This window comes from Longinema margulisiae, from assembly GCF_025266855.1.
Lineage (GTDB): Bacteria > Spirochaetota > Brevinematia > Brevinematales > Thermospiraceae > Thermospira.
In genome coordinates, this window is sequence record NZ_CP053071.1 from 338,771 (window position 1) to 356,516 (window position 17,746).

General features: G+C 46.3%; 16 protein-coding genes. 9 read left to right on the plus strand and 7 right to left on the minus strand.

Annotated elements, in window-relative coordinates; genetic code table 11:
• Positions 1-982: 982 nt before the first annotated feature.
• Positions 983-2,605, minus strand: coding sequence for a chaperonin GroEL (groL, locus tag BREVNS_RS01525; protein WP_483427314.1), 1,623 nt, complete (start codon positions 2,603-2,605; stop codon positions 983-985).
• A 135-nt stretch (positions 2,606-2,740) separates the two neighbouring features.
• Between groL and BREVNS_RS01530 the strand changes: the two genes are divergently transcribed.
• The 3 genes from BREVNS_RS01530 to BREVNS_RS01540 are packed head-to-tail and all read left to right on the plus strand — an operon-like array spanning position 2,741 to position 5,955.
• On the plus strand, positions 2,741-3,655 hold the full coding sequence (locus BREVNS_RS01530) for a hypothetical protein (protein WP_483427315.1): 915 nt from the start codon (positions 2,741-2,743) through the stop codon (positions 3,653-3,655).
• Positions 3,655-4,893 (plus strand): dihydropteroate synthase, encoded by a 1,239-nt coding sequence (gene folP / locus BREVNS_RS01535; RefSeq protein ID WP_483427316.1) that lies wholly within the window; start codon positions 3,655-3,657, stop codon positions 4,891-4,893. The genes BREVNS_RS01530 and folP overlap by 1 nt, the downstream gene beginning before the upstream one ends.
• A 9-nt stretch (positions 4,894-4,902) precedes the next feature.
• Positions 4,903-5,955 carry a peptidoglycan DD-metalloendopeptidase family protein gene (locus BREVNS_RS01540; protein ID WP_483427317.1) on the plus strand — a complete coding sequence of 351 codons (1,053 nt, stop codon included), beginning with the start codon at positions 4,903-4,905 and terminating at the stop codon, positions 5,953-5,955.
• Positions 5,956-6,082: 127 nt separating this feature from the next.
• On the opposite strand, the gene BREVNS_RS01545 is transcribed toward BREVNS_RS01540, so the two are convergent.
• The 5 genes from BREVNS_RS01545 to BREVNS_RS01565 form a co-directional block, all read right to left on the minus strand.
• Positions 6,083-7,225, minus strand: a complete 1,143-nt coding sequence (locus tag BREVNS_RS01545; RefSeq protein WP_483427318.1) for an alkaline phosphatase — start codon at positions 7,223-7,225, stop codon at positions 6,083-6,085.
• 114 nt (positions 7,226-7,339) lie between these two features.
• Positions 7,340-7,984: a thiamine phosphate synthase gene (thiE, locus tag BREVNS_RS01550; RefSeq protein WP_483427319.1), complete on the minus strand. Its 645-nt coding sequence runs from the start codon at positions 7,982-7,984 to the stop codon at positions 7,340-7,342.
• Complete coding sequence (locus BREVNS_RS01555) at positions 7,971-8,429, minus strand: hypothetical protein (RefSeq protein WP_483427320.1); 459 nt, start codon at positions 8,427-8,429, stop codon at positions 7,971-7,973. Before BREVNS_RS01555 ends, thiE begins: the two co-directional genes overlap by 14 nt.
• Positions 8,420-8,755, minus strand: a complete 336-nt coding sequence (locus BREVNS_RS01560; protein WP_483427321.1) for an STAS domain-containing protein — start codon at positions 8,753-8,755, stop codon at positions 8,420-8,422. Before BREVNS_RS01560 ends, BREVNS_RS01555 begins: the two co-directional genes overlap by 10 nt.
• A gap of 266 nt (positions 8,756-9,021) precedes the next feature.
• The gene (locus BREVNS_RS01565) at positions 9,022-11,268 is read right to left on the minus strand and encodes a heavy metal translocating P-type ATPase (protein ID WP_483427322.1); all 2,247 of its coding nucleotides are present in this window, start codon (positions 11,266-11,268) and stop codon (positions 9,022-9,024) included.
• A 328-nt stretch (positions 11,269-11,596) separates the two neighbouring features.
• Here BREVNS_RS01565 and BREVNS_RS01570 point away from each other — a divergent pair, with 328 nt between their 5' ends.
• The 6 genes from BREVNS_RS01570 to pheA are packed head-to-tail and all read left to right on the plus strand — an operon-like array spanning position 11,597 to position 16,471.
• Complete coding sequence (locus tag BREVNS_RS01570; protein WP_483427323.1) at positions 11,597-12,340, plus strand: lysophospholipid acyltransferase family protein; 744 nt, start codon at positions 11,597-11,599, stop codon at positions 12,338-12,340.
• Positions 12,328-12,960 (plus strand): hypothetical protein, encoded by a 633-nt coding sequence (locus tag BREVNS_RS01575; protein ID WP_483427324.1) that lies wholly within the window; start codon positions 12,328-12,330, stop codon positions 12,958-12,960. Before BREVNS_RS01570 ends, BREVNS_RS01575 begins: the two co-directional genes overlap by 13 nt.
• A gap of 15 nt (positions 12,961-12,975) precedes the next feature.
• A complete protein-coding gene (gene trpS / locus BREVNS_RS01580; RefSeq protein WP_483427325.1) occupies positions 12,976-13,986 on the plus strand; it encodes a tryptophan--tRNA ligase in 1,011 nt (336 codons plus the stop codon).
• A 9-nt stretch (positions 13,987-13,995) separates the two neighbouring features.
• Positions 13,996-14,742, plus strand: a complete 747-nt coding sequence (locus BREVNS_RS01585; RefSeq protein WP_483427326.1) for a segregation and condensation protein A — start codon at positions 13,996-13,998, stop codon at positions 14,740-14,742.
• Positions 14,739-15,377, plus strand: a complete 639-nt coding sequence (gene scpB, locus BREVNS_RS01590) for an SMC-Scp complex subunit ScpB (RefSeq protein ID WP_483427327.1) — start codon at positions 14,739-14,741, stop codon at positions 15,375-15,377. The genes BREVNS_RS01585 and scpB overlap by 4 nt, the downstream gene beginning before the upstream one ends.
• Positions 15,378-15,397: 20 nt before the next feature.
• Entirely contained in the window at positions 15,398-16,471 is a 1,074-nt protein-coding gene (pheA, locus tag BREVNS_RS01595; protein WP_483427328.1) for a prephenate dehydratase, read from the plus strand.
• Positions 16,472-16,545: 74 nt separating this feature from the next.
• Here pheA and BREVNS_RS01600 read toward each other — a convergent pair whose 3' ends face one another.
• Positions 16,546-17,745, minus strand: a complete 1,200-nt coding sequence (locus BREVNS_RS01600) for a transposase family protein (RefSeq protein WP_483426097.1) — start codon at positions 17,743-17,745, stop codon at positions 16,546-16,548.
• Position 17,746 lies beyond the last annotated feature (1 nt).

The window sequence follows — 17,746 nt, forward strand, 5'->3', positions numbered from 1 at the left end:
AAGGGCAAGCCCTTCCTCCGTGGGCGACCTCACCTCGTCCTCCTGACTTCGGAAGCATAGCGCCCACCTCGCTCCGCCGATTCCCCGCCAAAGCGGGGGCCCCGCGGCTACGCTTCGGTGGGCTTTTCGGGCAGAGCAACAGAAGAGGTCGCCCCGGGTGCCTCCTGCACCCTCACTCCGGAAGGACTTCCCCACTCCACGACAAAGGACACACAACCGCAAAAGCGGCCAGGCGGATACTGAGCGAAGTCGAAGTGGGGTACAGAAAAAATAAGGGGGGGGTAAAAAAAGAACGGGCCCCCTTCTCCAGGGAGGGCCTTCTCCCACCAGGTCCGCGGGGCACGTGTTCCCCTGGTGGCTTCTGTCAGAAGGCACCGCAGGCAGGGGCGGGGGAGGGGGACGGGTCAGCAAGAAGGGGGCTTTCTGAGACCGCAGGGCGCCCGGCTATTACCCTGTCTCAGCCAAAGGCAATGGTTAAACGTTTAATCTCTCTCTATCCACCCCCTCATGGTTATTGCTATCACCCTGTTTCAGCTAACCACCCCGCCGGTTAAACGTTTAACCATTCTCTATACAAACTCCACATGTCTTTTGCTCTTACCATGTTTCAGCAAACCCACCTTCTGGTTAAACGTTTAACCTCCCTCCATACAAACCCAAACAATGACGACCACCTTCGTTCAGGGAGAAAAGCCTACCCCGGCTATCACCATGTTTCAGCAAACGAGCCCCCTTTGCTGAAATAAGGTCATAGCAAAATCTCCCGGCACCCTTCTCCCAGAGAAAAGGGCTGGCCCTATTCCCATGTCTCAGCAAAAAGCCTTCCCTCAGGCTGAAACATGGTAATAGCCCCTACCTCCCTCCAGCACAGGTCGGAAGATATTCTCTTGTTCCGCCCAAAGACCCTTTAGCTGAAACAAAGTCATAGTCCTCCCTCTCAAACAAAAAAAGCGCCCGGACAACCGGGCGCTTTTGCTTTGTCTTAGTACATATCTCCCATACCAGGGTTAGGAGCGGTAGCTTTTTCCTTCTCAGGCTTATCTGTAATCATCACCTCAGTGGTAAGAAGAAGCCCAGCAATAGAAGCCGCATTCTGAAGGGCTGTTCTCTCCACCTTGACAGGGTCAATAATACCAGCCTTCATCATATCCACCCATTCATTGGTGAGAGCATTGTACCCCATACCACTCTTGGATTCCTTCGCGCGGTGGACAATCACCGAACCATCAATACCGGAGTTATCCGCAATCTTGCGCATAGGAGCCTCAAGAGCCCGGCGTACAATCTCAATACCAACCTGCTCTTCCTCATTCTCTCCCTTCAGACCATCAAGAGCCTTCTGAGCAAGAATCAGAGAGAGACCACCACCAGGAACAATCCCTTCTTCCACTGCGGCTTTGGTAGCGGAAAGAGCATCCTCAACACGAGCCTTCTTTTCCTTGAGTTCAACCTCAGTAGCGGCACCAACACGAATCACAGCCACACCACCGGCGAGTTTCGCCAGTCTCTCCTGGAGTTTTTCGCGATCATAGTCGGAAGTGGTATCTTCAATCTGTTTCTTGATCTGTTTGATACGAGCCTCAATAGCCTCTTTCTTGCCAGCCCCACTCACAATAGTGGTGTTTTCCTTATCCACCTTGACCTTCTTTGCACGACCAAGATCAGCAAGGGTAGCATTTTCAAGCTTCATACCCTTCTCTTCAGAGATCACCTGACCACCGGTGAGAATAGCAATATCCTCAAGCATAGCCTTTCGGCGATCACCAAAGGCAGGAGCCTTCACAGCCACACAGTTCAATGTACCACGGAGCTTGTTCACAATGAGGGTGGCCAGAGCCTCTCCCTCCACATCCTCAGCCACAATGAGAAGAGGACGACCAGACTGAGCAATCTTTTCCAGAAGAGGCACAATCTCCTTGATCGAAGAAATCTTCTTGTCATAGAGAAGAATGAAAGGATCATCGAGTTCAGCGACCATGGTTTCAGCATTGGTCACCATGTAGGGAGAGAGATACCCACGGTCAAACTGCATACCCTCCACCACATCCACATAGGTCTCAAGAGACTTGGACTCTTCCACGGTAATCACTCCATCCTTGCCCACCTTGTCCATAGCCTCAGCGATAAACTCACCAATGGTCATATCATTGTTAGCAGAAATAGCGGCTACATCACGGATCTCTTCACGGGTTTCCACCTTCTTGGCGAGTTTCTTCAGTTCAGCCACGACAGCATCCACCGCTTTGTCAATCCCTTTCTTGATGAGGGTAGGGTTGCTTCCAGCGGTGACGTTCTTGAAACCCTCCCGGATAATCGCATGAGCAAGCACAGTAGCCGTTGTGGTACCATCACCAGCAATGTCATTGGTTTTGGTAGCCACTTCCTTCACCAACTGAGCACCCATATTCTCAAACTTGTCCTCGAGTTCGATTTCCTTGGCCACGGTCACACCATCCTTGGTGATCGTGGGTGCTCCAAACTTCTTATCAATCACCACGTTGCGACCACGAGGACCAAGTGTAGCCCCAACAGCTCGGGCCAGTTTTTCCACACCAGCCAAAATCTTCTGGTGTGCCTCACTCGAAAACAGTAAGTCTTTCGCCATAGTATCACTCCTTTTTCTTGAATTTTTGCATAAAATATACATATTCCTCCTGAGAATCGTCAAGTCTAAAAAGACATTCAAGCCTCGGGCTAAAACAGCCGATACCATAAAAAGAATCATCAGAAGGAGCCATCGATGAAGCGTTTCTCTCTCTTTTTCTTGTGGCTTTGTTTTTCTCCTCTTTTTGCCCAAGACCTCCAGGTAGAACTCAAATTCTACAAACAGGCGTATAGAATCAACGAAGATATTCCTGTGCAGATTCTCGTGTACAATCTCTCGGATAGGCCTCAGGAGATCTATGTTTCCCCTCTGGTGTATGAAACCTTTTTCTTTGACATCCGCACCACCAAGAATATTCCTGTAGGACTCCGTGATAACTTTCAGATAACGAAATCTTCGGTACTGTCTGACGTGGGTCAATTTCGAAAGATTATTCTGATGCCTGGTGAATCCTTCTCCCGTGATATCAACATCAATGAATGGTTTGACCTCTCGGAAGTAGGATACTACTCTATCAATGGCCTTTTCTACCGCAGACCAGACCTCACCAATGACGTGCGTCGCTCCTTCACCTACAAGATTCTCATCAAACCCCCTCAGGTCATTGAAGAAAGTGTGGCCAAAGAAGATCTCCGTCGTCAGGAAGAATTCCAGGCTCTCATGAAGCTTCCCCCCTATGAAGCCATCGCCGACATGTGGGATGCCAAAAGCAAAAAAGACTGGGAGAGATTTCTCTTCCACATCGATGCAGAAAAACTCATCATGGCCTTTGATGATTACAAAGAAGCCTATCTCTCCGCCAGAACAGGACGATATCGCCTCCAGATCGTCGAAGAGTTCAAAAAATACCTTACCGTTCACTGGCAGGACAGAATCCTTCAGTATACCATCAAAGAAGCCACCATCAAAGGAACAGAAGCCGAAGTCATCTCTGATGTGGAATTTGCTGTGCGAAGCCAGAGCTATATCTTACGCTACTACTTCAAACTCTATCAGAATATCTCTGGCCAATGGCTTGTGTATGACTACTCTGTCGTAAGGATAAAATGATGACCCTCTATCCCCTTGCTTATCCACGACAAACTATTAAAGATGATATTCTCAGGGTGAGATGCGATCCCCGTGCTGTCAGTATTTTCGCTTCAAAAAGCGATATTGTTCCCATCTACATTCACGATATCAAACCGGCCATGGCCAATATTATAAAACAGGAGATGCTTTCCCAGAAAGGGGATGCGGTGGTTCATGAGAAAAGTGTGAGTTGTGAGATATCAAAGACGGATGTGATTCTCCTTGGGTCTTTTTCCGTCCTTCGGAACTTCGTCAACAAACTCCGGGCCCACCCTTATCCCACTCTCATGGAACTCACCAATCGTCTTGATGCCCTTCTCAACCACCTCCAGCGACCATTAGTAGAACAAACCTCTCCCCACGGTCGTGTTATCTCTTATCATCGGCCGCTGATTATGGGGATTTTGAACACAACCCCTGATTCTTTTTTCGATGGGGGAAAATATCTTTCCCCTGATGAGGCACTCAAACGGGCTGAACTCATGATACAAGAAGGGGCGGACATCATTGATATCGGGGGAGAATCCACCCGCCCGGGTTCTGATCCCGTTCCCCTCGAAGAAGAACTCAAACGCACCATTCCCGTTATTGAGAGCCTGCGCAAGCACTTTGATATCCCTCTTTCTATTGATACTACCAAGGCAGAGGTGGCCAAAAGGGCTATCGAAGCAGGAGCGGATATCATCAATGATATCAGTGGGATGACCTTTGATGAGGCTATGCCCTCGGTACTGGCGGAAACCCAGGCTATCGGCATCATTGGCCATATCAAGGGTACCCCAAAAAACATGCAACAAAACCCCGTTTATGAGAATGTGATACGAGAGCTTATTGAATATTTTGAGGATCGCATCAAGAGTTTAACCTCCTTCAAAATAAAACGGGAAAACCTCATTATTGACCCCTGCATAGGATTTGGTAAAACAGCAGAACACAACCTCACTATTCTCAAACACACCTCCGCTTTTTGTAGTTTTGGGCTTCCAGTCTTGATTGGTGCCTCTCGAAAGTCAACCCTCGGCAAAATCCTTTCCCCTGACAACCCTTTTCCCCCCGAGGAAAGGCTCTATGGAACATTAGCCGCTCATCTCTTCGCCTGGATGGAAGGAGCCTCCATCGTCAGAGTTCACGATATAAGGGCTCACCATGACATCCGAAAAACCCTTCTCGCCATAAAGAATGAAACCATTTCTGCCGAAAATGATAGTACACGCTAAGGAGATACCATGAGGGACTACAAAAACTACTTTTCAGGGAAACGTCATACCTCTTTTGAATCCACTTCTCCCGCAAGTGGAAAAAAGTTTCGTTTTTCTTTTTCTTCTCTTTCCTTCAAGGGTCTCATGATAAGTACAGGGATTCTCCTGTTAGTAAGCCTTGTCCTCGCCTTGGCTGGTATGAAAAGGCTCTCTCATAGTTCTCAAGCTGTCTCTCACATCGGAACGATGATCATAGAACAACAAATCAAGGATTACCTTTCCCCTCGTGGTCTTGGTGGAAGCGAACCTATCTCCTCCAACGCCAACAAAGATCTCCATTTTTATTTTTATGAAATCCAACCGGGAGAAAATCTTGCTTCTATTGCAAAAAAACTTGGTACCTCCATGGATAGTCTTATCAGCCTCAACAGTATCGACAATGCCCATTTTCTGAAACCAGGCAATAAAATCCTTGTGCCTAATATGGACGGTGTACTTTACGTGGTCAAAAAAGACGATACCCTCGACAAAATAGCCAAAAAATACAAGGTTTCCGTGGACGATATCCTTGACTATAACGATATTGAAGAGGATGTTATCGGTGCAGGAGATATCCTCTTCCTTCCTGGAGCATCTCTCACCGCTGAAGAAAGAGCCAAGGCCTTAGGATATCTCTTTATCAAACCTGTACGTGGGCGATTCACCTCGGGATTTGGTATCCGCATTGATCCCTTCACGGGAGGACGGGGCTATCATGCCGGCATAGACATCGCTGCCCGATATGGAACTCCCATCAGAGCCAGCAAAGAAGGGCGTGTCACCTTCGTTGGCTGGAAAGGAGGCTACGGACTCTGTGTTATCATCAAACATCAGATGGGGTATGAAACCGTCTACGGACATCTCGCCAAAGCAACAGTCAAAGAAGGGCAATACGTAAATCAGGGCCAAACTATCGGAAAAATGGGAAATACGGGACGTTCTACCGGAACTCATCTCCACTTTGAAGTACGCCGATATAGTAAACCTATCAATCCAACCCGTCTGCAGGGGTTAGGAAAAGCCAGCCGAAGATGGTATTAGTACCCTGTCTTTGTGAGAAACAAAAGGGCTTCCCACGATATCGTGGGAAGCCTTTTTCTTATCCAGACATTCTCTCCCAAAAAGCCCCCTTGAGTTTTGTAGCTCTCATACCCCGGGAGTTATGTTCTCACTTTTGCCTGATCTGCACCAGTTCAATGAGTTTCTGTCCCACCTCAGTGTTATTGAGAATACCCGTAAAATAGTCAGAACCAGGACCATACGCAAGAATGGGCACCATCGCTGCCGTGTGATCCTTGCTACTGAAATTCACCCGCACAAATTTTTCTCTCACCCCTCCGGGGATAGAAAGCCCTCCTGTCTCATGATCCGCTGTCACCACCACGAGGGTATGCTTGTCCTTCTGGGCAAAGGCTAAAGCCGCCTCCACGGCCGTTTCAAAGTCCACCATCTCCGGCAACAAATTGGTCACATTGTTGTCGTGAGACGCCCAGTCAATCTGGGATCCTTCTACCATAAGCACAAAGCCATTTGTCTCTCCGGCTAAAAGTTCGATAGCCTTTGCCGTCAACTCGCCTAAACTATTCGTGCGTCCCTGAGCTACATAGGGAAGAGCTCCATAGGAAAGCAGGGCTAAAACCCTTCGCTGCTTCTGGAGAGCAAAGAAATCCGTTGTATTGGACACCACTCTCCAGCCCCGATAAGCCATCCATTGAGCAAGCGACACCACATTTGTCTGAACTCCTGCCCACTCATTATACTTTGCCACCATATCCTCATTGGTAAAACGATAGCCAAAATAAGAAAGCCCCCCTCCCACCATGATATCCATGGTTTCATTGGTCACCCAGAGAGCAATGGCATTTTCATTGGCGCGAGAGTTCTCATGGGCATAAAAAACCGCAGGGGTCGCATGGGTCACGGTACAGGTAACCACAAGTCCTGTGGCTTTCTTGGTTTTCTTGGCATACTCCATGAGCGTCGGAAGAATCTCTCCCGTAGGACTCATAGCAATAAACCCATTTCTCGTTCGCCTGCCTGTAGAAAGAGCTGTCCCACCTGCCGCTGAATCTGTCACAAGAGCATCCTCGGCATAGGTGGTCATAAGCCCGGTGAAAGAAAACCTCTTCCATACCTCAGAACCAGAAAGCACCCTCACAGAGAGATGAGAGACACCAAATCCGTCCCCAATGAGAAGAATAATATTTTTGGGCGACCTCATCACCACCGGAGCTGGCGCGGGCGACATTGCCGTCTTGGCATACATACTCATCACCACTCCCACCAGAAACAAGAAAAGACCTTTCTTCATCACTTCCTCCTTATCTTTCTCTGAAACTGCATGGAGTATACAGCAAAACCCTCAAAAAAGCGAAGATTTTTCATGTTTTTTTACCTTCAAAAAATCCCGTTCTCACCTTTTTCCTCAACTTTCAATACCATATCTTTTCAGATGGTTCACAAGATGCTCTACTTTTGCCTTCACATCTGCCGCTTGCGTAATCTCTGTGACAAGACACACCGTTTTTGCTCCTCGCGAGAGTACTTCATCAATGTTATATTCTTTGATACCCCCAATAGCCACAAAAGGAAGCGGTATATGGTTTACCACATACTCGAGATAGGAAAGCCCAACTGGACCCTCGGGATGGATTTTTGTCTGTGTAGGAAAAATCGGCCCCACCCCAATGTAATCAACCACCCCACTCTCAAGGGCTTTCTGAGCCTGCAGAGGACTATGCGTCGAAAGTCCTATCATTTTGTTTTTTCCAATCAGTTTTCTGACCACTTCAGGAGGGATATCCTCCTGCCCTATATGAACCCCATCAGCCTCACAGGCCAAGGCTAAATCCACCCAATCATTGACAATAAAAAGAACATCCGCCCTCTTTGTCATCTCTCGAAGAGAACAGCACTCTTCATACTGAACTCCCCGGGGTTTGTCCTCCTTCTCCCGATACTGCAAAATCCTCACCCCGCCTTCAATCATTTCTTTAGCCACATCAAGAAGAGGTCGCCCTCCACAGAGTTTCTCCGTCACAATACCATAAATACCCTCAAAAAGCCTCATCCCTCACCTCCACAGGAATATGAAATTGTTTCGCTATTTCTTGCAAAAAAGTATATTCCTTTTCCGAAAGAACCCCCACCTTCCAGAACACATGGTTTTCCTCAATCCCAAAGAAATAAGACACACGAAGTTTTTCCTGCCATGTTTTGTGAAGAAGAGGAGAAAACACAAAACGGATATCCTCAAAAGACCACGACACAAACTGAAATAACCTTTGACGAGAAACTCGCCTGCAAGAGGGATCCACCGTCCACAAAGGGGTGGTAAACAACTCCCAAGAACCTATCCCAAGCAGAATTCCCCACACTAGAAGAGCATACCAGGAAAGAGACGCTACATTCTTCTCATACCACAAGGCAAGCCCCACCACAAATACCCCGAATCCTACCCACATCATCTGCTTCCAGCGAAGAAGAGATGGGTAGGACCATGGTCTCAGGAGCATTGGGCGATAGCCTCATCCTCAGAACTATAGATATCAAAGAAAGCCCGGAGTCGACTGATATCCAGAACCTTCAGAATAGTCTCCTGCGGATTCACAAGAGCGAGTTTCCCCCCCTTTTTTGTGACCGTCGTTCTGGCATACACCAGTACCCCTATGCCCGAACTATCAATGTAAGGGGTTTTTTCGAGATTAAACACAAGGTTGTAGATGCCCTTCCCGAAAATCTCATCAAGCGTTTGACGAAACTTCCCCGCATGGTAGAGATCAAGGTCCCCCCACAATCGAATGACCATAACATTTCCTTTCTGTTCAGTACCGATTTCCATGAGTCTCCTCCACGTTGGTTATATTGTATATACAATCACCATTTTTGTCAAGAAAACTCACATTTTGAGGAGAAGACGAGGGGAAACTGAAAAAAAGAATTGGCTATAACTTTGTTTCAGCAAAAGCCCCTCTGTAGCTGAAACAAGGGAATAGCCTTTTTCCAAAACTGAGACCTTTGCACGAATGTGCAAAGGTCTCAAACTACAAAAAACGTGTCTTCTCCCTTTTTTACCACCATCTTTTAGTAAAAACATCCAATAGAAAATCACATGTAGCTATTTACCTCATCCTCAGCTAAACCTTTTGAGAGACCTTTTGTTTTCCTTCTCAACAAGAGTGAATTCATCACTACACTCACGGAACTCAGAGCCATCGAGACCTCAGCCACCACAGGGTGCAGGTTTCCTGTCATAGCAAGGGGAATAGCCAAAACATTGTAGAAAAAAGCCCAGAAAAGATTCTGCTGAATCTTCTGAAATGTCATCTTAGAGATAATAAACGCCCTATATACACCAAGAAGACTCCCACTTACCAGGGCCATATCGGCCGCTTCTATAGCCACATCAGTTCCTGTCCCTATGGCTATCCCCACATCAGCCTGTTTGAGAGCAGGAGCATCATTGATACCATCACCAACCATGGCCACCTTATGACCACCTGCCTGTATTTTCTGAAGAAGAGAAATTTTATCTGCTGGGAGAAGTTCGGCATAAAACTCATCAATACCCAGTTCTTCGGCTATTGACTTTGCCGTAATACGATGATCCCCCGTGAGCATCACAGTTCGAATCCCTTTGTCGTGCAGAACTCTGACCACCTCACGAGCCTCATTTTTCAAAGAATCAGCAAGAGCAAAACCCCCGACGAACTTCCCATCATATCCTATGGCTACTATTGTCATACCCTGATGAGAAAAAGATTCCATACGAGCCTCATCCTCAGGAGAAAGCAAAATTTTCTCCTCCCTCAGAAACCGAAGACTCCCCACAACCACAGAACAACCCTGATACCACCCCTTCATTCCCTGTCCTGGAATATTCTGGACCCCCTTTACTCCCCCTTCATCAGAAGAAGAAAAATACCCCTTCTCTGAGAGAAATACCATGATAGCTTTCGATAAGGGATGCGTGGAAAGACTCTCCATAGCCCACGCTAATTCAAACAGAAGTGAAGGATCTTTCGCAACCACCTCTCTTACCACAGGCTTTCCTATGGTAAGCGTCCCTGTTTTATCAAACACAATCGTATCTATCTCCCTCATCCGCTGAATAGCTTCCCCATTTCGAATAAGCACTCCCAGAGAAGCCGCCCTACCCATACCCACCATAAGAGCCGTGGGAGTGGCAAGTCCCAGGGCACAGGGACAAGCAATCACTAACGTCGCTAACGCCGCAAAAAGAGCCTGTGACACCATCCCTCCCGTTTCTCTCATCCCCGGCAAAAAAAGCAGTGTTCTCATGACCTCTGGAAATAACAGCCATGCCACAAAAGTCACAAGAGAAAAAACCAGAATTACAGGCACAAAAAGAGCGGTAACCCTATCCACTGCCTGCTGGAAAGGAACCTTTGAAGCCGTGGCATTTTCCACCATACGGATAACCTGAGAGAGAAAGGTTTCTTCCCCAACCTTCTCAATCTTTACCTTGATTACACTATGAAGATTAATGGTAGCCCCTATCACTTGCTCACCAACGCCTTTCTCCACAGGGAGAAATTCTCCCGTCACCATTGATTCATCAAGAATGGCACTTCCCTCCACAATGACCCCATCAGAAGGAATTTTCTCCCCAGGTTTCACCAAGACAATATCCCCCTTCTTGAGCTCAGTGATAGGAATGTCCTGTATTCCATTCGCCACCACCAGATGAGCCTCTTTGGCCCCAAGTTCGACAAGTCTTCGTATCGCCTCTCCTGCTTTTTTTGTAGCGGCCTCTTTGATATAATTGCCAATATGGTGAATAGCCATAATCATGGCCCCAATCACTGAAAAATCCTCTATCTCAAAACGGAAAAACCGCAAAACCCCCGTAGCAAAAGAAGCCATCGCTCCAATCCCAATCAGAGCATCCATGGTAAAAACAAAATTCCTGAAAGAGAGAAAGGTCCGACGAATCACAGGAAAACCAAAAACAAAAATAACCACCCCACTCCCCACCAGATCAATAACCATCCCGAGAGAATGGGGAAAAACATCGATGTGAAAAACCATCGCAAGGAGCATCTTTACCATTAAGGGAAGAGTCACTACCCATGAGAAAAGAAGACGCTTTCTCTCTTTTCGGAGAGAAAGTTCTTCTTTTTTCTTTTCAGCGACAAGATCATACCCTGCCTTCTTCACCACCTGAGCAAGAACAGAAAAAGGAACCTCCTTCTTGAGAGAAAGCCTTGCCGTCTTCGTTCCTAGATCAACAACCACCGAATGTACCCCTTCCACCCCCTGAAGAGCGCTTTTTACAGTCTGGGCACAACTCGCACAATGCATGCCCTCGACTTTGTATTTGACCTCTGGCATAGACTTCCCTTTGTTTTATACTCTACTATTTCAGTAGGCAATTAAGTATACTATCTCCGTGGTTTTTCGTCAAGTTTTGAAAAGTCCCCTTTTTCGAAAAGGGGTGTGAAAAATATGCCCCTTTCTACTCTCAGATTTACCCCATTCCACACCATCACGGCTATTTCCTTGTTTCAGCAAAAACCTCCTCACAAGCTGAAACATCGTCATAGCCATCCTCTCTTCTTCAAAAAAACACCCACCCCCTCACTCACTTGAAACCTTGCAGTTTTTTTCTCTTTCGTGTATAATGATATTCTCAAAGAAATCAGGGGATAGGAGAGACCACGTGAAACGTCTCATTGGATTTATCTACGTAGGAATAGCCAATCTCTCATCGTATGTTCTCAGTTTGACGCTTACCATTCTTCTCACCCCGATCGCTTTTATTCTTGCCCTGTTTGGGATGAGTCGATCTATTTTAGCCATCACACGCCTCTGGGCAAAACTTCTTTTTCTTTTTGCCCTCCGTCCAGTCAAGGTAAAAGGACGAGAACTCGTCGATTTCTCCAAACCCTACCTCATCCTGATAAACCATGCCAGTATGTTTGATATTCCCCTTCTTTATGCCGTCTATCCCGGCAAAATCCAGTGGATATCCAAAGAGTCCATCTTTTCCATCCCCCTCTGGGGAAAAATTATGCGAGAACTTGGGTGTATCTCTATGGAAAGAGAAAAACTCAAGTCCGCCAAGGCATCCCTTGAAAAAGCCATCCAGGGGGACAAAAATGCCTCTATTGCCATGTTTCCAGAAGGCACAAGAACCCCCCACGGACAGATCCAGCGTTTCAAGCGAGGCTTTGTTTATATCTTCAGGAATACTTCCTATGATATCCTTCCCATCACCTTCAATGGACTTTTTTCCTTTTGCCCCAAGCATCGGTTTGCCGTCGATCCACGCCAACCAATTGAAGTTATCTTTCATCCTCCTTTGAAACGAGAAACACTCCTTGAGAAAACAGATGAAGAGATTATAGAGATCGTCCAGCAGAGTATAGCCAGAGACTACCGGGGAGTACCATGCTCGAACTAAAGGAATTTCTTTCCATTTTTGACGTGCTGGTGAACGAATTTCGCATCATCAATGACCACTTTGAGGCCAATGCTCATTCTACTATCGAAGATTATGATAGTATCTTCCACAGATGGAGACAGGACATCCAGCGTCGCTTTCGTCAGGTGGTTATTGCTCATCGCTGGGCAACTGATCAGAAGCTTATTCTCCAGAACACGCTCTTTTTTATTGTTCGCTATGGGCAGACCTACAATTGTGAGGTGAAGTATCTTTTTACCCCTCAGTTTCGACAGGGATTTGGGAATCTCCTTCGTGAGGCCCTTGACGCCCTTATAGAGACTCTTTTTCGGTTTCAGGTTTTTGTGATCACCTACAAGGCGGATCATGATACCATTGAACACACCGAGTTTGAGAAGGAATTTCTCGAGTGGAAGAAAACGCTCTACAAACAGGCTGATGTGTATGCCGTTGATTTTCTCTGGGCAGAAAAGCCTCCCACTACCGAAGAAAACCAGAAAGAAAATGTCGTAGAACTCACCCTTTCGCAAAAAGACAATGTAGTCTTTTTCGTTCACTACGACCTTGATAACCCCCCACCTCTTATCAAAGAAATTCAGGTAGAACAGGATATTTCATAGAAAAGGAGAAAAGATATGCGAATCCTGAGTGGTATCCAACCAACCGGCTATCTCCACTATGGGAACTATTTCGGAGCCGTGCGCAACTGGGTCAGGCTTCAGAATGACCCCAAAAACGAAACCTTTTATTTCATCGCCGATCTGCATGCCCTCACCTCCAATCAAGCAGGGTATAAAACAGAGGTTCAGGTGTATATTGAAAACTTGGTGGTGGACCTCTTGGCCTCTGGTATCGATCCAGAGAGGTCTGTTCTCTTTCTTCAGTCCGATGTACCAGAACATAGTGAACTGTTTGTGATCCTTTCTATGCTTTCTCCTGTCTCCTGGCTGGAGCGTAATCCCACCTACAAGGAAAAGATGGAAGAAATCAAGGGAAAGGACCTGGACAACCTTGGCTTTTTGGGATATCCCGTTCTTCAAACGGCCGATATTGCCCTCTATGAAGCCACCCATGTTCCTGTTGGCAAAGATCAGGTGCCTCATCTGGAAATTAGCCGGGAGATTATCAGAAGGTTCAATACCACCTACAATACCGATGTGCTTGTGGAACCTCAACCCCTCTTCTCCGAGGTTCCTAAACTGAACGGTCTCGATGGCCGAAAAATGTCCAAATCCTACAACAATGCTATTTACTTAGCTGATGACCCGGACACCATCAGAAAAAAGATTATGTCCATGATTACCGATGTCAAGCGTCCCAAGAAGACTGACCCAGGACATCCTGATGAGTGTCTTCTGTTTCCTTTCTACGCTGTCTTCTGCCAGGACCAAAACCGTATTGAGAATGTCCGCAAGCGCTGTATGGCCGCAGAACTCGGTTGTGTCGAAGACAAAAAACAGATGGCAGAACTCATTATCGATTATTTTGCTGATTTTCACAGAAAACGGCAGGAGATCCTCTCCAAAAAAGGGATGGTAAACGACATCCTTGCCGAAGGAGCCAAAAAGGCCCGTGTGGTAGCCAAGGCCACCATGGAAAAGGTTCGCGCCGCCATGGGAATGGCAAGCCACAGACGATATGAATAGGAGACAACGGTGATTGGTATTATCCACCGGGGATACACTCTTCACATCGCTAACTTCGAAGGACCTCTTGATCTTCTCCTGGAACTCATTCAGGAGAATAAACTCCAGATTACCGAGGTCTCTTTGTCTGCTGTCACCGATCAGTATCTCAGCTATCTCCGTACCATGCAACTCTTCAATATCGATATTGCTTCAGAATTTTTTGTCGTCGCTGCTACCCTCGTGTATCTCAAAACCAAATACCTCCTGCCAAAAATGAGTACCGAAGATGAAGAAGAACCTCTGACGGAAACAGAGCTTTTAGCAAGACTCCGAGAATACAAAAAATTCCGTTACCTTGCCCGCCAGTTAGAAAAAATCGCTGAAGAAGGAGACATCTATTATTCCCGCGGGTATATTCCTGATCCCATAGAAGGAAAATCCCACAGGGTGCGAATCCAGCACACCCTCTATGTTGGAGATCTTCTCCAGAGTCTCTATCGATACAAAGGGGCCTTTATACGAAAACCTATTCCTATCAAGCGGCGTGAGGTAAGAGTAGAAGAAAAGATGGAAAAAATCATGCAAAAGGTTTACCAGGAAAAAATGATCCGGTTCAGCCAGATCGCTTCCGAAGAACCTACCAAAGTAGATAGAGTAGCCAGTTTTCTCGGAGGGTTAGAACTCTCTTTCCGACAGAAAGTCCTCCTCAAACAGGTCAAAATATTCACTGATATTTATATCCATCTCAGAGAACAACAGGGAGTTGAAGTATGAGCCGATCACTCTTTTTGAATAAAACCTACTCAAGACAGGAACTCCATGGGCTGGTTGAGGCTATTCTCTTTGTCCATGGAAAGGCCTTTGATAAACAGGAACTTGCTTCCGTCTTAGACCTTGGTCTCGAGGATGTAGAAAAACTCATCGAGGAAATGAATACCCACTACAAAGAAAGTAAGCGTGGGCTTACGATTATTCCTGTGGCGGGGGGGTATCAACTCGTCACCAATCCCCATTATTATCAGGAAATGAACGAACTCTTTGGAAAACGAAATGAGAACAAACTTCCCCAATCCGCTCTTGAAACACTCGCTATCATTGCCTACAAACAGCCTATTTCCAAAGAAGAAATCGACAAAATCCGTGGTGTCTCCTCTTCACGAAGCCTGAACACTCTGCTTGCCCTCAAACTGATTACCATATCAGGGGCAAGTGATGACGTTCTTCAGACCCCTCTCTACATCACCACTGAACGATTTTTGGAGTTTTTCCGCATCAATAGTCTCGACGATCTTCCCTCTCTCTCCCAACTTGAATGGCAGAATATAGAATCCGAGGAAATAGACATACCAGCAGAAGAAGTTTCAGAAGAAACTGAACCAACCGAAAATCACGAACCACATCTCTTCTAAAAGGTAAAAGGAGGTGGCCTATGCCCAGAGATATAGAAACTATCAGACAGAGTATTAACCAGATTGATGAGGAGATTGTAAAGCTTTTAGATCAGCGAGCTGAACTGGTCAAGGAAATAGGTGAATACAAAAAAAGCCAGAATATTCCCGTTTACCATCCTGAAAGAGAACAGGAGGTGAGAGACCGTGTCCTGGCTGCCTCAAAAGGCATCTTTCCCCAGAAGGCTCTCATGCAGATCTTCACTGAGATTATGTCCGCTGCCCGTTCTCTTGAAGAGACTCTGCGTATTGCCTACTTAGGCCCAGAGGGCACCCACACAGAACAGGCGGTTATACGCCATTTTGGCACATCAGTCGAACTTCAGTCCTTTCAGACCATTCCTGATGTCTTCCGCGAGGTGGAAAATGGCAAGACCCATTTTGGGGTTGTCCCTATCGAAAACTCTCTTGAAGGGACCGTAAATATTACCCTAGATGAGTTTGTCGATTCTCCCCTCCAGATTGTAGGAGAAACTTACCTTTCTATCCATCACTGTCTTATGGCCAATGTCGGTAGTCTTTCGGAAATCAAAAGGGTCTATTCTCATCCCCAGGCATTTGCCCAGTGTCGACTCTGGCTTGAGACCCATCTTCCCAATGTGGAAAAAATCGAAACGTCCAGCACGGCCAAAGCCGCCAGTATGGTTCCCTGGGATAAGTTTTCAGCGGCTATTGCTGGTCCTTTGGCCGCCGAAAAATACGGTCTAAGAATTCTTGAAGCCAACATCGAAGATAACCCTGAGAATTACACCCGCTTCTGGGTCATTGGTCAGGCCGGTGTTCCTATACAAAATCCTAACAAGACTACTATCCTTGTTTCTGTAAAGGATAGGCCCGGGGCCCTTTTGAAGCTTCTTTCTCCTTTTCAGGTGTATGATATCAACCTCTCCAAGATCGAATCCCGCCCATCAAAAAGACGTCCATGGGATTACCTCTTCTTCATCGATATTGATGCAGGGATTCATCAAAAAGGCCTCTCCAAAGCCTTGGAAAAGGTGAAAGAGGATGCTGTTTTTGTGAAGGTCTTGGGCTCCTATATGAAAGGAACCCTGTGAGAGATGTTTGTCGTTCCACACATTAACAGAAGGGGTATTTCCACATAGAAACTGAATACCTCATAAGTGTACCTCTACCTGGTGGAATTTTCAACTTTTTCTTTCCATGGATAACGGGCTATCTCCTCACCTTTGTAAAACAGTTTCACCCATTTCCCTGGGAATTCTCTTACTTCGATGTTGACGCCAGGCAATACCCGAAAAGCATTCTCTTTTGGAACCCGATATTTATGGCCGTTATACGAAACCTCATAAGTTTTATCCAGCCTGCGAAAAGCTCGAAACGCAAAAGCCTTTTCAAACTGTTCAGGGGTGGCTGTAAAGGGCTTAAAAAGGTCTTTCTGAGGCTTTCTACGAGCCTCTGAGAATACTTCTTCGGGAGTTCGTCCATCAAGGGCTCGAGAAGGCGTCTTATTGTGCTCTATGACATATTCTCTCAAAATCCAGTTCAGTTGTTCCAGGGTTTCAATGCGTTGCTTTTTCAAGGTTTTCTTGAGGTAAAAAGTGAGTTGTTTCTGGAATGTCTGGATTTTACGCTCAATTTTCCCCTTGCCCTGGGGTTGATAAGGTCTGGAATTAACGACACAAATATCCAGTTCCTCAAACGCAGTGGCTATGAGGCCATTATTCTTTTTAGAGTACTTTGGGTCATTGTCATAGTACACCTTGTAGGGTAAACCATACTCAGAGAAAACCTCCTGCCAAACTGGCATATGGTTTTCTATTGTGTCCTGGGATAAAAACTTAGCAGCAAGAACATAACGAGAATGGTCGTCCATAATCAAAAGGAGCGGAAAAGCGGGTTTCTTTTCAAGCCATGGGTGAATGGAAACGTCTGCCTGCACAATCTCGCCTATGGCTTCTGCCTGCCACCTTTTGCGGTAGTGATGCCTTGCTCGCTCAGGATAATGGACAAAGAATTTTTTTAGCACTCTCCGAATAGTTTCATCTGAAACCTTAGGAAAATCCTTGTAAAGCTCATATAAGGTGCTGGAAAGAATCCTTACCGAAGGGTACTCTTTCTGTTTATTCTCTTTTTCAATGGCCAGTTCTTCGTATGTTTCAAGAATAAGGGCTATATGCTTTTGCTCAAGCTTTGACTTTCTGGATGTTCTTTGCCGAACAAGATTTTCTCCTCGACAGAATCTTTGATACAAAACGGTAACCCAGGATCGGCTTATATCAAGTTTTCTTGCCACCCAACCTAAAGAAATTTCCCTTTTCTGAACTTGAACAAAGAATCCTTGTAATCTCTTTACCTTCGATTTAACCATA